The sequence below is a fragment of the Traorella sp. mt218 genome, from assembly GCF_055420025.1.
Genome location: NZ_JBVAYM010000006.1, coordinates 1 through 15344, shown reverse-complemented (window position 1 = coordinate 15344; position 15344 = coordinate 1). Strand labels below are relative to the sequence as shown.

Sequence of the window (15344 nt, the reverse complement as noted above, 5' to 3'; positions counted from 1 at the left end):
ATTTTCATCAATCAATGATGAAAAAAAATCTCCTGTTTGTGAACGCAAACAGGAGTTTCTATTATTTATAGATTTCTTTGTATAAGCGAACCATATCGCTGACTTTGATTTCTTTTCTTGTATTGCTTGGTGATCCGCTGGCATAAGCATCATTTGCCATTTTATCAATGCATCCGTCAAATGTTTCCTTATCAATGCCATATTCACTCATCGTAGGTACATTCATCTTGGCAAGGAAATCAACGAGATAATTGATGAAGTCATTGGCAGCTTTTTTGTCAGAAGTGCTGGTTGATACACCGGTGTAGCGGGCAATATCGGCAAAGCGATCATAAGCGCCATCAACGACATATTTCATGCAGCCTTCCAGTAACATGGCGTTACTTAATCCATGAGGCACATGGAAGAGGGCACCGATCGGACGGCTCATGCCATGAACGATCGTTACAGAAGAGTTATTGAAAGCAATACCTGCTTCTAAGGCAGCCAGTGACATCTGAATACGTGCTTCTTCATTAGACGGTTCGTTGTAAGCAATCAGAAGATTGTTGAAGATTCTCTTGATGGCACTAAGTGCAAAGGTATCGGAAAGTGGCTGTGCCTTTCTTGAAGTATAGGCTTCAACAGCATGGCAGAGGGCATCGATACCTGTGGAGCTTGTTACAGATTTAGGGGCACTCATTGAGAATAGTGGATCGATGATGGCTACATCAGGAATGAGGCAGGCACCTTTTAGAAGCATCTTTACTTCTGATGCGGTATCGGTGATAATCGTAAACATCGTTGCTTCACTTCCTGTTCCGGCCGTTGTCGGAATGGCGATCATCTTTGGCAGATCCATTTCAATGTTTTTACCCATGTAAGAAGCAATCGGTTCTTTTGACTGGTTCATCATAGCGATTGCTTTCATTGAATCAATCGGTGAACCGCCGCCGATGGCAATAAGGAAATCACATTCATTTTCCTGATAAGCTTTGACACCATCAGCGATCATGATATCATTTGGTTCGCCTGTAACACCGGCAAAGACAACAAATTTTTGATCATTGGCACTTAAGATATCAATGACTTTTTGGGCATTTCCCAGTTTGATCATCGTTTCATCTGTCACGATCAGGGCTTTTGTACCGCAAGATGCTATCGTGGCTTGAGCATCATTTAAAGCGTTAGAGCCGCTGATGATCTTAGATGGAGTTAAAAATGTATGTGCCATATTATTTCACCATATAGCCACGAATCAGCTTGCAGAGGTCATCATAGCCTCCCAAGAATGAATTGATGGTTGCTTTAAAGGCACCATAATGTTCAAAGTCTTCAGGTTTTAAACCATCTTCATCATAGGCTTTGCGGAATTCTTCAAGTTCCATCAGCTTAGATAGATAATCCGGATTTACCGGCTGGCTCATATAGTCTTTGATTTCATAATCAGATTCATTATATTTAACCTGCCATGCATAAGGGATCGTCAGAACGATATCGCCGCCGATAAATGACAGCCAGTGATAAGGATTTCTGTAAGCAGCTACTAACAATTGTGTACGATAGCCTCTTTCCTTATATATCTGATAAGCATGCTTTACAACTGCGACACCTGCCCATTCCAATATTTCAGGTTCTACAAGCATTCCTTTTGCTTTGATATCATTTTTCAAATAGTCATCGACACGTCCTGCCATGATCGTACATACCGGATGCATCGTATCAATTGGCAAGCCTTCGGCTTCACGACGCTTCAGACCTCTTTCAACTGCTTCCGCAACGGCAATGGCCTGAGCAACGGTGAAGGAAACGGTCGCATTGATGCTGACACCACGATAGGTCATTTCTTCATAGGCTTCGATACCGGCTTTTGAAGCAGGAGCCTTTATCTGGGAATTTTCAACGGTTGCTGCCAGCTCGCAGGCATGATCGACCATCTTAGCGGCATTATTATAAAATTTAGCGTTTGTCTGGAAAGAGATACGTCCTTTCTGTCCGTTTGTTTTTTTAAATATAGGATAGAGAAGCTTGCTTGCTTTCGCTCCCATTGATTTGATCACTTCCCATGCTACTTCATCTTCACTGAAAGTCGGATTGTCAGCAATGATCTTTTCAATTGTCGGTTCCCATTCCTTCAATTCTTTTTTCAATACATTCAAAACGATGACCGGATTGGTTGTTGCGCCTACTGCACCGTTTTCAATCGCATAGCTCAGCTCGTTACAGCTGCAGGAATCATTCCATACCTGTGTCTGCGGAAATTTTGTAACAGTTTCTAATAATTTTTTCATTTTGCCTTTTACCTCTTTCCTTTTTCTTTGTTGAAAAAATTAAAGTGAATCGCTATAATATTGAGGAGGATGGTGAAGAGATGAAATATAATCGAATCAATGAAATAGAAGCTTATCTTCGTAAAGTAAAATCATCAACGAATGAAGAGCTGCTGGATATTTTTAAGGTATCAATGCAGACGCTTCGTCGTGACTTAAAAGAGCTGGAAGACCGCAAGATCGTCAGCAAGGTATATGGAGGTGTCGTCATCAATGAGGATGATTCCATGAAAGGAAAGACCTTCATCGACATCAAATTGCGTTTAAGCTCTCACCTTGAAGAGAAAGAACGTATCGGTGAAGTTGCCGCAAAGGTGATCGAAGAAAATGATGTCATCTTTGTGGACTCCGGTACGACTGCCTGCCATATCATTCCTTATCTTGATAAGACAAAGAATATTACCGTGGTGACAAATAGTATTTTAGCAATGGAAGCTTTAAAAGATTGTGAGGATATGAAGGTCATCCTTCTTGGCGGGGAATATTGTCCTCGCATCCGAGGTTTTAATTTTGATGCAACACATGCGCATTACTATTATTCAAAAGCTTTTTTGGCGACGGTCGGACTTTCTCTGACAAGAGGTTTGACCAACATGGATCCACAGGACGGTATATTGAAGCGACAGGTGATAGAACGTTCTGACAAGGTCTATCTCATGTGTGACTCCAGTAAGATCGGCTGTGTAGCGTTCAATCGCTTTGCAGATCTTGAAATGATCGATGCGCTGGTTACGGACAAGCTTCCGGAAGTAAAATACATGAACTATTTCAAAAAACATCAAATCAAAGTCATTACACCTCAATAATCTTTGATTACAATTACATTCTAGGACAAGTTACTCACAATGTCAACAAAATATTACCAAAAGTTACTCAAAAAAATAATGAAATTCAAATGTGAAGAAAAGGAGTGGAAAAATTAGGTTCTGCTCCTTTTTAATACACACAAAATTTGAAAAATATAAATGAAAACGTTATAATAAGTTTGAATAAATAAAAATTTACCACATTTGTTTCCATGTTTCTTTTAATGAAGAGTGGAAAACTTGTGATAAATTACACATGAAAGGAGTGAAGAGCTTGAACGATAACAAATCGAATTACTACACCCAGCAAATATTGAAAGCCTTTTTAGAAAATGACATGGTGACCAATAATCAGCTGGCAAGTGAGATAGGTTTGTCAGAGAAAACGATTCGCACGAAGATCGATGCTATCAATACGATGTTGATGGAAAATGGTTTAGGCGAAATCTGTAAGAAGCCTCGAATCGGTATGTGGCTGAAAGCGGATGAATATCAGCGCAGCAAGATCATGATGAATGTAACAAGCGCCAACAGGGATGTCATCCAAAGTGACCAGTCACGTATGATCGCAGCTTTACGCAGGATTCTTAAAATGAATAGAACGACGAGTTTAACTACAAGACAGCTGGCAGATTATCTCTATCTCAGCGTACCGACAGCATTAAAGGTCATCAATGACTGTAAAGACTGGTTAAAGATTTTTTCTATCAATCTGAATATCGTCCGTAACAAGGGATTGGAACTTGAGTGCAGTGAGGTTAGCTATCGCCTGGCTTTAAAGAATTTCATTATGAAAATGGAGAATACTTCGGATATTGATGCCAGTATTCTGTATTTCATGCCCGGGTTAAATGTAAATCTGATACGTAAAAGCATCATTTCTACGGAAAAGGAATGGGGCTTTAATCTGGCAGATGAATCTTTTAATGAAATTTTGATTTACTCCTGTATGAGCGTTTTTGAATGTATGCAGGACAAGCGTAAGTCATTGCAGATTTCAAAAAGCGAATTGAAGACGCTGTCACAGTACAGCGAATATCGTCTTGCGGAAATGGTATTCAAAAAGATCACTGAAAATATGGATCTGCAGATTCCAATCGAAGATATTGCTTTCTTATCAATTCAGATCTTGTGTGCCAGAATGATCGATCAGGGATATAACGGCACCGGTCTGCATTCGATCCTGGAAGAATATGATTCCAAGCTGGAAGCCTTTGTGAAGAAGGTCATTGATGTTGTCAGCAACGTGACCAATGTTGATCTGACGAATGATGAGGAGCTTTATCGCGGTTTGCTGCTGCATCTAAGACCCATGATTTTCAGGATGAAGTATGAGCGTACGTACTCGAATGAGCTGACGGGCTATATCAAAAGCGAGTTCAAACAGACACTGCGTATCTCATGGCTCATCTCAGTGCTTTTTGAAGAAGATTTCGGTTTGAAGATCACGGAAGACGAGCTGAGCTATATTGCCTTATATATTCAGTCAGCTTTGGATCGCAACTCATCACCGATCACGGCACTGCTTGTTTCAAATGCAAGCATGGGAGTGAATCAGATGATCTGTGATAAGCTGAAGCGTTCCTGCGATGAGCTGAAGACGATTCATGTCAGCAGCATGCATGATTTTAATATCCGTGACTGTGAAGATGTGAATCTGATCATTACGACCAAGCATCTATATCTGGAGGATCCCCGCATCGTGGAAATCAGTGATTGGATCAACGATACCGGTGTCAATAAGGTGAAGGAGAAAATCCGTCAGATCAATTATCAAAGCAATGAGAAAAGGGTGCATTTCGATGCTTCCTGTCACCAGCTTTTTGAGCCTGATCTGATCTTTGTTCATCAGAAGGTCAAGGATAAGACAGAACTTTTGAATTTGATCGGAAAGAAATTAGTTAAAAAGGGTTATGTTACCAATAAATATATTCAAACGGTCTTTGATCGTGAAAATATCACACCGACATCCATCGGTAATGGTGTAGCGATTCCTCATGGTGATCAAAACGAGATCAATGAGGCAAAGGTAGCAATTGCCACCCTGCAAGAACCGATTTTATGGGACACTGAAAAAGTAGATGTGGTCTTCCTTTTGGTTGTGAAAATGTCAAATGAATTTGAGGCCAATCGGACACAGATGTTTTATAAGCAATATATCAAGCTTGTTGATAGCGACGAGAAAGTCAACATTTTAAGAAATATTGAATCAAATGTCGATTTCTATACATATTTGGTTCAATAAGCAATGGAGGGAAAAAATATGGCACTTATAGATATTTTGGATGAGAATATTATTGATCTTGAAGTAGAAGGAACTACAAAGGATGAAGTATTAAGAAATTTGAGTCAAAGACTTTTGGAAAATGATTATATTACAAGTGTAGATCAGTTTGTATCGGATATTTATGTACGTGAGGCAGAAGGACCTACGGGCATGGGAAATCATATTTCAATTCCTCACGGAAAAAGTGATGCTGTTAAGAAGATCGGTATTGCGATCGGACGTACGAAGAATATGATCAAATGGGAAAGCAGCATGTCGAATGACGGTTTTCAGGATACAAATATCATTTTCTTATTCTGTGTAAGCAATGATTCTGATTTTGCTGCCAATCATATGATGCTGCTGGCTGAATTGGCAGGCAAGCTTGGTAATGATGCACGTGTTGCGAAATTGCAGGATGTAAAAACGAAAAAGGAATTGATCGATGTGATCCTGAATGAGCCGGAAAGCGGTGATGCCGGGGATAATCAGGAAGATGAAAACTTCGATGTTGATATCAATTTCTCTTAATAAAATATTCAAAAAATGCTCATAAAATAGACATGAAATGAAAATAAATTAAAAATTACCACATTAAAATTACCACTTAACTTTTACTGAAAGGGTTTACGAGTGTTAAATTATGAATGTAGTTAAGCAAGTCATTTAGAAAGTTGAGGTGAAAATAATGAGAATTGTAGGTGTTACATGCTGTACTGCAGGTATCGCACATACATATATCGTAGCTGAGAAGATCCAGGCTGCTGCTACTGAAGCAGGTCATCAGTGCAAGATTGAAACTCAGGGAACGATTGGTGCGCAGAACCAGTTGACAGCTGAAGACATTGCTGCTGCTGATGTTGTTATTTTAGCTCATGATATCGCAGTAGGCGGAGTTGAAAGATTTGCCGGTAAGCCGGTAGTTGATATTCCTATCAACGTTGCAATGAAGAATCCAAAGAGCTTGATTGCGACAATCGAAAAGAAGTTAGCTAATAGAAAATAAAAAAAATAAAGAGGGGTAAAATTATGTCAATAAGTACTGTTAAGAAACATGTTATGACCGGTATTTCCTACATGATCCCAATGGTAGTTGCCGGAGGTATCTTAGGTGCTCTTGCAAAAGGTCTTGGTGGATGGCAAGTAGGAGATTACGCACCTGATGCTGAAGGAGCTGCAACTATTTTCTCTAACTTAAATATGTTAGATTGGAAACAGTTCTGGTGGTCAATTTCTAAATTATCTGATTTTGCTATGGCATTTGCTTGCGGTGTATTAGCTGCTGGTATTGCTTATTCTATGTCTGAGCGTCCAGGTATCGTTCCGGGCTTCATCATCGGTTATACTGCTAACCAGGCTAAAGCCGGATTCTTGGGTGCAATGATCATGGCATTCTTCATTGGATGGTTAGTAAATGTATTTAAGAAGATCAAGCTTCCTAAAGCTATGATGGGTTTGATGCCGGTATTGATCATTCCGGTATGTGTAACTTTCATTTCAGGTGTTGTATTCTTCGGTGTAGCAATGGCTCCAATGACTTGGATTATGAACGCATTGTTAGATTGGATCACTTCACTGAACAGTGGATCTCAGTTTATCGTTGGTGCCGTTATCGGTGCTTGCATGGGCTTCGATATGGGTGGTCCTATCAACAAGACTGCATCTATGGCTGCTAACGCATTGATGACTGACGGAATCTATGCGCCAGAATCAGCAAAGATCATCGGTGGTATGACTCCACCTCTGGGAGTTGCTATTTCTACATTCTTACAGCCTAAGAAGTTTACTCAGGCTGAAAGAGATACTGGTATTTCTTGTATCTTCATGGGACTTTGCTTCATTACTGAAGGTGTTCTTCCATTCGCAGCTAACGACCCTGTTCGTTTCATCCCTTGCTCAATGATCGGTAGTGGTATTGCCGGTGGTTTGGCAATGATGCTTGGAATCGGAACTCCTGCAGCTCATGGTGGTATCTTCGTTATGCCATTGTCAACAAATCCTTTGATGTGGGTTGTTGCATTGGTCGTTGGTTCAGTGGTAACTGGTGTATTATATGCTATTGTTAAGAAACCGCTGGCTGAAGAAGATACAGTCGAAGAAGAAATCGTAGACTTAGACATTAACCTGTAATATTATTATTTGAATCTAAAGGAAGGAAAAGAGGTAGAAATTAGTTATGTATGTATCAATGAAAGATATCTTAATGCATGCTCATAAACACAATTATGCAGTTATGGCAGTTAATAGTGTGAACATGGAAATGGCTCGTGCAGTCATCGAAGCTGCTGAGGAAGAACATTCACCTATTATCATTAATATTGGAGTTGGCCAGATGGCTAAACTGGCTCATCCGACTGAAATGGTTCCAATGATCAAGGAAATGGCTGAACGTGCAAATGTTCCGGTTGCATTGAACCTTGACCATGGACAGAAATTCAGTGATATGGTAGATGCAATTCATCGTGGCTTCTCAAGCGTAATGATTGATGCCTCTTCCTATCCTTATGAAGAAAATGTTAAGAGAACTTCAACAATCGTATCCTTGGCTCATCCTTTGAACATCTGTGTTGAAGGTGAATTAGGACACGTAGGACAGGCTGCTGATGGCGACAATTCAAGAGATGATCTGTACACAAATGTTGAACAAGCTGTTCAGTTTGTAAAGGATACAGGTGTAGATGCTTTAGCGGTTGCTATCGGTACAGCTCATGGAAATTATCCGAAAGGTTATGTTCCGGTTCTTGATTTCGAAAGACTTGCTGAACTAAAGAAAGCTCTTAATATGCCACTTGTATTACACGGTGGTTCAGGTTCAGGAGAAGAAAACATCCGTAAGGCTGTTGCCGGCGGTATTAACAAGATCAATGTTTGTACTGATGCTTTCCATGCTGCTGAAGATGCTATGAAGGCTGCTTGGGAAGAAAATCCGGGACTGAACTATCTTGAAATCATGATGGTTGCAGAAGCTGCTATTAAGAAATTTGTTAAAGATTATATTCGTGTTATTGGTTCAAATGACCAGTACATCTATGGTGAAACAGTTACTGTAGGTAACGAATAGTTTTGATAAAGGTGGCTGTTAAAGCCACCTTCATTTTTGAGGAATGCGAGTGAGGTAGAAAGATGTTTGAATTAAATGGAAAGGTTGCATTAGTGACCGGTGCCAACAGAGGGCTTGGTTTCGCTATGTGCATAGCTTTAGCTGAAGCGGGCGCTGACATCTTCAATGTTGGTAATGATAATGATGATGAAATCAAAGCTGCTATTGAAAAAACAGGACGTCAATATCGTTATTATTTCGCTGATCTGTCAAAACCTTCAAAGGCTTTATCTGATAAAATCGTAGAAGAAGTGGTAAAGGAATATGGTCATTTGGATATTCTGTTAAATAATGCCGGTGCGAACCGTCGTACACCGTTCTTAGATTATCCGGAAGAAGATTGGGATTTTCTGATCAATCTGAATCTGAAAAATGTATTCCATATGTCACAAAGTGCTGCAAATCAAATGGTTAAGCAAAAGACCAAGGGCAAGATCATTAATATTGCCAGCATGTTATCATTTACCGGCGGTATTTATGCTCCGGCCTATGCCGCAAGCAAGAGTGGTGTCATGGGATTGACCAAATCCATGGCCAATGAATTATCGAAACTTGGAATCAATTGTAATGCTATCGCACCGGGGTATATGGATACTCCGATGACAAAGCCGATGCAGGAAGATCCTGTACGTAATAAAGAAGTATTGGACCGTATCCCTATCGGATATTGGGGAAAACCTGAAGTACTTAAAGGACCGGTGGTTTTCTTAGCTTCCAGTGCCTCTGATTATGTATGTGGGGCTACATTACCTGTTGATGGCGGATGGCTGTCACGTTAATATACAATAGAAAAGGAGAACGATTATGAAAATTGCATTGATGAATGAATTCAGTCAGGCTTCTAAAAACGCACTTATTTTGGAACAGTTGAAAGATGTTGTAGAGCCAATGGGACACACTGTATATAATACAGGTATGTGCAAGGATGGCGATGATCCTTATCTGACTTATTTGAACCTTGGTGTTCAGGCAGCTTTATTGTTAAATTCAAAGGCTGTTGACTTTGTAGTTACCGGATGTGGTACAGGTCAGGGAGCTTTAATGGCTTTAAATGCATTCCCGGGCGTTGTCTGCGGTTATTGCATCGAACCAAGTGATGCTTACTTATTCTTACAGATCAATAACGGTAATGCACTTTCAATTCCTTATGCAAAAGGATTTGGATGGGGTGCTGAACTGAATATTCATACGATTTTTGAAAAGGCTTTTGGTTCACCTAAGGGAATGGGTTATCCAAATGAGCCGGGCAGAAAAGAATCTCAGAATAGAAATGCTGCAAATCTGTTCAAGATGAAAGAAGCAATTGGCAAAGATTTGGTTTCTGCATTAAAAGCTATCGATCAGGATATCGTTAAACAGGCATTATCTCCAAGATTTTTGGAATGCTTCAATGAAGGCTGTCAGGTTCCTGAATTAAAGGCTTACGTTGACGAATTATTAGCAAAATAGGAACCATGTTTTCGCATGGTTTCTTTTATAGAAAGGAACTTTTATGAATAGTGTATTTTTACCACGATTTACGATGGGCGTGGATGCATGTAAATCAATCCGTGATTTTTTGAAAGAAAATACCAAGGTTGCCGTTTTATACGGAAATAAAGCTTATCAGGCTGCAAAGCCTTATTTAGATGAGGCGCTTGCTGAAGCTAAATTAGATGTCGTAGTTTCACAAAACTATGGTCATGAAGCAACCTATGAAAATGTTGAAAAGATATGTCAATTTGAAGGCATGGACCAGGTAGAGGCACTGATCGGTGTCGGTGGCGGTAAATGTCTGGATACGGTCAAATATGTTGGTGATAAGCTGAATTTACCGGTTTATACGATTCCGACCATTGCTTCGACATGTGCTGCAGTAACAAAGATCAGTATTATGTATAATGCTGATGGTTCATTTAAAGATATTCCGAAGCTCAAGCAGCCTCCGGTTCACTGCTTTATTGAGCCACGCATCATCTGTGATGCTCCGCTCCAATATTTATGGGCAGGTATCGGTGATACGATGGCAAAACATGTAGAATCTGTATTTAGTGCCAGAAATGATGAATTGGATTATGCCAGTGAATTAGGTATCAAGATTGGTGAAAATTGCTACTATCCAATGCTTCGTGATGGCGCAAAGGCTTTAGAGGATGCGAAACATCATAAAGTGACACCGGCTCTTGAGAGGGTAATTCAGAATATTCTGATTACGACGGGAAGTGTTTCTTTATCAGTTGATCCGGCCTATAATTCAGCACTTGCCCATGCACTTTTCTATGGCTTGACCGTACGTAAGCACATTGAAAAAAATCATTTGCATGGTGAGGTCGTTTCTTATGGAACTTTAGTACAGCTGATGATGGACAAGCAGATGGATATGTTAGAAAAGACTTATCAGTTTAATAAACAGATCGGATTACCAACTTGTCTAAAAGATCTGGAATTGGATATTCATGATGATTTAAGTGATATCTTGGAAAAAGCTGAAAGTAATTCCGAGCTTGAACATGTACCATATCCGGTAACCAAAGATTTAATCTATCAGGCAATGAAAGATTTAGAAGAATATGGAGGTAAATAAGATGAAAAAAATAGTAATGATTCACACAAGTCCTGTTTCTTTAAATGATTTAAAAGAATTAGTAAAAGAAAAGATGCCCGAAGTTGAATTAGTGAATATCATTGATGATTCACTCTTGGAAGAAGTCAAGGGCAATGGCGGTCTGACACCGGCTATTATTTCACGTATGATGACCTATGTTCAGACAGCTGCTTCTTTAAAGCCTGATTTGATCTTTAATCAGTGCTCAAGCGTTGGTGAAGCGTTTGATATTGCGAAGAAATGCACAGATATCCCAACACTTAAGATTGATGAAGCCATGGCAGAGAAGGCTGTGTCTTTAGGTAAGAAAATTGCGGTGATCGCAACTGTTGCCTCTACGATGAAGCCTAGCTGTAATTTAGTAAGAACCAAGGCTAAGGAAGCCGGAAAAGAAGTTGAAGTAAAAGAATATCTTGTTAATGGTGCTTTAGATATCCTGATGAAGGAGAAAAATGTCGAAAAGCATAATCAGCTTGTATTAAATGAAATCAACAAGGCTTGTGAAGAATGTGATGTCGTTGTCTTGGCCCAGGGTTCTATGACGGCCATCCTTCCTTATTTGAAAGAAACTTCTAAGCCGGTGCTTACAAGTCCTGAAATGGCTATTGATCGTGCAAAGGAGATGCTTTATGGAAAATAGAAAGATGATCGTACTTGATGATGATCCGACAGGTATTCAAAGTGTTCATGATGTTTTGGTAATTACTCAGCCAACACTTGATAATCTGAAGGAAGCTATGACATCATCAGGATCACTTTTCTATATTCTGACAAATTCTCGTTCTTTCAGTGAAGAAAAAACAGCTGAATATCATAAAGAACTAACACAGTTGATCGTAGAAGCCGCTAAACAAAGCAATACTGACTTTATGATCCTTTCAAGAGGTGATTCAACATTACGTGGTCATTATCCGTTGGAAACAGAAGTCATCCGTCAGGTCTTAGAAGAAAACGGACAACAAATTGACGGTGAGATCATTTGCCCGTATTTAGACGGTATTCGTAAAACAGAAAATGACATTCATTATGTGAAAACGGATGATGGCTGGCTGCCATGTGGTGAAAGTGAGTTTGCAAAGGATAAATCTTTTGCTTACCATACTTCTGATCTAAAGGAATATGTAGAAGAAAAGACAAAGGGTGCTTATAAGGCAGCCGATTGTATCAGCATTTCACTTGAAGATCTTAATGATGAGCATACAGTTGTTGAGAAACTGGACAGTATTTCACATTTCAATAAGGTAATCGTCAATTGTACATGCATGGATGATCTGAAGAAATTTGTCGGTGCCTTTGAAAAATGTCATAAGCGCTATATGTTCCGTTGTGCTGCCAGTATCGTAAAAGAGCTGGCCCATATCGAAGATCGTCCTTATCTGACGAAAGAAGATTGTGTTCAGGAAGGTACGGGAGGTTTGATCCTTGTCGGCAGCCATGTAAAGAAAACGGCTTCACAATTAGCTTATTTAAAAGAACATGCCAAGGATTTGGTATGGATCGAATTTAACCAGCATAAGGTGTTAGACCATACCTTACATGAAGAAAGTCTGCGTGTCAGCAATGAACTTGAAAAGGTATTGAAAGAGGATAAGGTTGCGGTCGTTGCGACACGAAGAGAAAGAGTGGATTTTCCGGGTGATGACCCGGAAAAGCAACTGGAAATGGCAACAGCGATTTCAAGTGAGCTGATTGGTGTTCTTTCCCGTTTAACGATTCGCCCGCGCTTTTTGATCACCAAAGGCGGTATTACCTCCAGCGATGCTTTAACAATAGGCCTAAAAGTATCAAAAGAATGGGTATTGGGCCAGATCCAACAGAATGTCGGTGTGGTTCGCTGTCTGGAAGGCAGTAAATTTGAAAATCTTCCGGTCGTTGTTTTCCCGGGAAATGTCGGTGATGAAACTACGTTGTATAAGGTAGTTGAAACACTTCATAATTAAGAATTATTAAAGCTTTTCAGACAATTTATCTGAAGAGCTTTTTTATTTGGATATCCATTATATGATAAAAAGCTGATGCATGACATGATCATGAGGAATTACATTTTTAGTCTTTCTTACAAGTATGGGAACAAAGCTTAGATGGGATTATCTCATGTGCTGTTTTAGATGTATTGATCCTCTCAGATTAATTTATCGATCCATGCTGTATAGCCTAAACAAAAAAAAGTCACTAGGACTTTTTTTTCATCTTAACGGATAATAGGATGCATAAACCGGAGATAAGTAACAGTGAACCATAAATCATAAGTGAAGAATCACTTGTCTTTGGTGTATTTGTTTTATCTGATTGAATTGGACCAACAGGTTTTTGAGGGGTTGCCGGCTTTTCCGGATCAACCACAATTTCAGGATCAATGATTTTTTCCGGTTCATTGATCAGATTTATTCTTTGTATCTGATTACTGTATTGTACCGTAAAGCTTAGATCATTTGCTTTTTGATAGCCCTGAGGTGATTTTGTTTCTCTTAACGTATATTCCTTACCCGGTAAAAGTAATGCATATATGTCATAAGACGCATCGGCAGAAATCCATTCCGCTACGATATTCTGATTTTCATCTAACAGCTGGAGGTGGGCTCCTTTCAAGTTATTATCATCAATATCTTTTTTATAAATCTGTACATGGGTATTGATTGAATTGATAAGGGTAGTTGTAAACATCTGTTGGTGTTCATTTAATTCGATCATATTTGATGTGAAGATAGACTGGTAAGGAAAATTGATAAGCGTGTGACCTTTACTGTCGGTTTCATAGAGATGATACGTACCTAAAGGAAGATTTTCAAAGGTAATGGTTTCATTTGCCTGAATTGACTTGACGGCTATTAATTGATCCCTGGCATAAAGAGCAACATGGAAAATCTCATCACTGTCAGTTTGTATCTGATTGATGAATATCTTTTTTTCTACTTGGATATTTCCTGTTTGAAGGGTATTGGTAATATCATGATCTTCATAAGAAGCGATATAATGTTCTGTTTCAGTTTCACGTATCGAATAAGAACCTTCTTCTAAGATAGGAAGATCATTGAATGAATATTTCCAGTTTCCTGCTTCATTTATATTTTGTGAGTCGATCAGCTCATCATTGGCATATAGATTGATCTGAACGCTTTGCGGACGTAATCCATAGGAATCATTTTGATCGTTCCAATATTTAGTACCACTGATTTGAGTTGTTTCGACAGGTGTTTCCGTGATCAACGGTCCACCGCTATAATTCCACATGTGTCCTTCTGAGTAGCTGTCTAAATTGGCCGCAATGATGCCGCCGTTATAATTACCGCTGCGATGGATGACATTAGCATTGAGGGCTACGATATGACCGATACCATTACCATAAGCATTGGGCAAAGTTACCTGGGTGCTGTAAGGAATATTAAACACGATGTTCATATTGCTTCCATATTCACCAAATGAAGAGGATGTGATCACGCCCGGAAGAATGACCTCATTTTCAGAAAGAATATTAATGACGGTTTGTTCTTCATAGCTGCCGATAAACTGGATGCGATTGATCTGACGTAAGACACTTTCAGGTATCGTTACACGCTCTCCTGCATGAATCTGTACGCTGACAATACCTGGCGTTGTGATTATATCTGCATTTGTTAATAGACGGGAAGGCAGCTGGGAAAGTTGGATCGATTCATTTGCCAGCATATCTTTAGCCTTGTTCCAATCGACATAATGATCTGTTTGATAGACATTGACTTTATTATTGACATAATCAGCACCATTTACCTGATAAACAAAGTCATCTCCCCAATAAACCTTTTTAAAAAGTGTATTTGTATTTCCGATATACTGGTCAGGATTGATATGACTGTAAGAACTGCTAATACGGCTTCCGGCAGCGATCTTTCCTTGAATATAGCTGGAAATGCCTTGATCATAATCACCAAAGGTAAACCCTTGATGACTTGTGCGATTATATAGATCGCCCTTGGCAATAATCGGGCCTACGATATGCACACCGCTAACATCGTTAAACGAAAATACATTGAATTTGCTTAATATATTTTCGATTGTATAGCTTCCGGATGTCGTTTCAAAATTTGAAGCGGCAGTTGCTTTGATATTTTGAGTATTAAGAATGAAAACAGATAAGAGTAGCAAGATAAAGCTGTTAATTTTTTTCATAAGTTCTCCTTGGATAGATTTGGTTTACAAAATCAGCTAAAAGAATCATTCTTATTCAGTATATGAAGACAAGCGTATCATGTTGATGCTTTTTAATGAAGAAAAAATTATCATGGATATGTTATACTTGATG

General features: G+C 39.3%; 14 protein-coding genes. 11 read left to right on the top strand and 3 right to left on the bottom strand.

The annotated features are described in order from the left end of the window. Positions 1-61: 61 nt before the first annotated feature. Together ACZYT3_RS04350 and ACZYT3_RS04345 are read right to left on the bottom strand one after the other, a co-directional pair. Positions 62-1213, bottom strand: coding sequence for an iron-containing alcohol dehydrogenase (locus ACZYT3_RS04350; protein WP_294561593.1), 1152 nt, complete (start codon positions 1211-1213; stop codon positions 62-64). 1 nt (position 1214) lies between these two features. Next, complete coding sequence (locus tag ACZYT3_RS04345) at positions 1215-2270, bottom strand: transaldolase family protein (protein WP_464087808.1); 1056 nt, start codon at positions 2268-2270, stop codon at positions 1215-1217. A gap of 80 nt (positions 2271-2350) precedes the next feature. Between ACZYT3_RS04345 and ACZYT3_RS04340 the strand changes: the two genes are divergently transcribed. The 11 genes from ACZYT3_RS04340 to ACZYT3_RS04290 all read left to right on the top strand — a co-directional run bounded on the left by ACZYT3_RS04340 (position 2351) and on the right by ACZYT3_RS04290 (position 13005). After that, complete coding sequence (locus ACZYT3_RS04340; RefSeq protein WP_294561591.1) at positions 2351-3115, top strand: DeoR/GlpR family DNA-binding transcription regulator; 765 nt, start codon at positions 2351-2353, stop codon at positions 3113-3115. Positions 3116-3389: 274 nt separating this feature from the next. Beyond that, positions 3390-5360 (top strand): BglG family transcription antiterminator, encoded by a 1971-nt coding sequence (locus ACZYT3_RS04335; RefSeq protein ID WP_294561590.1) that lies wholly within the window; start codon positions 3390-3392, stop codon positions 5358-5360. Positions 5361-5378: 18 nt separating this feature from the next. Beyond that, a complete protein-coding gene (locus ACZYT3_RS04330) occupies positions 5379-5912 on the top strand; it encodes a PTS sugar transporter subunit IIA (RefSeq protein WP_294561589.1) in 534 nt (177 codons plus the stop codon). A 157-nt stretch (positions 5913-6069) separates the two neighbouring features. After that, positions 6070-6387, top strand: coding sequence for a PTS fructose transporter subunit IIB (locus ACZYT3_RS04325; RefSeq protein ID WP_294561588.1), 318 nt, complete (start codon positions 6070-6072; stop codon positions 6385-6387). A gap of 23 nt (positions 6388-6410) precedes the next feature. Continuing rightward, positions 6411-7511 carry a PTS fructose transporter subunit IIC gene (locus tag ACZYT3_RS04320; protein ID WP_464087807.1) on the top strand — a complete coding sequence of 367 codons (1101 nt, stop codon included), beginning with the start codon at positions 6411-6413 and terminating at the stop codon, positions 7509-7511. 46 nt (positions 7512-7557) lie between these two features. Continuing rightward, entirely contained in the window at positions 7558-8442 is an 885-nt protein-coding gene (locus ACZYT3_RS04315) for a class II fructose-bisphosphate aldolase (RefSeq protein WP_294561586.1), read from the top strand. A gap of 62 nt (positions 8443-8504) precedes the next feature. After that, complete coding sequence (locus tag ACZYT3_RS04310; protein WP_294561585.1) at positions 8505-9260, top strand: SDR family NAD(P)-dependent oxidoreductase; 756 nt, start codon at positions 8505-8507, stop codon at positions 9258-9260. Positions 9261-9285: 25 nt separating this feature from the next. Beyond that, on the top strand, positions 9286-9930 hold the full coding sequence (locus ACZYT3_RS04305) for an RpiB/LacA/LacB family sugar-phosphate isomerase (RefSeq protein ID WP_294561584.1): 645 nt from the start codon (positions 9286-9288) through the stop codon (positions 9928-9930). Positions 9931-9973: 43 nt separating this feature from the next. Continuing rightward, positions 9974-11044 carry an iron-containing alcohol dehydrogenase family protein gene (locus ACZYT3_RS04300; protein ID WP_464087806.1) on the top strand — a complete coding sequence of 357 codons (1071 nt, stop codon included), beginning with the start codon at positions 9974-9976 and terminating at the stop codon, positions 11042-11044. A 1-nt stretch (position 11045) separates the two neighbouring features. Continuing rightward, entirely contained in the window at positions 11046-11705 is a 660-nt protein-coding gene (locus ACZYT3_RS04295) for an aspartate/glutamate racemase family protein (RefSeq protein ID WP_294561582.1), read from the top strand. After that, entirely contained in the window at positions 11695-13005 is a 1311-nt protein-coding gene (locus tag ACZYT3_RS04290; protein WP_464087805.1) for a four-carbon acid sugar kinase family protein, read from the top strand. The genes ACZYT3_RS04295 and ACZYT3_RS04290 overlap by 11 nt, the downstream gene beginning before the upstream one ends. Positions 13006-13237: 232 nt before the next feature. Here ACZYT3_RS04290 and ACZYT3_RS04285 read toward each other — a convergent pair whose 3' ends face one another. Further along, a complete protein-coding gene (locus ACZYT3_RS04285) occupies positions 13238-15211 on the bottom strand; it encodes a collagen-binding domain-containing protein (RefSeq protein WP_464087804.1) in 1974 nt (657 codons plus the stop codon). Positions 15212-15344 lie beyond the last annotated feature (133 nt).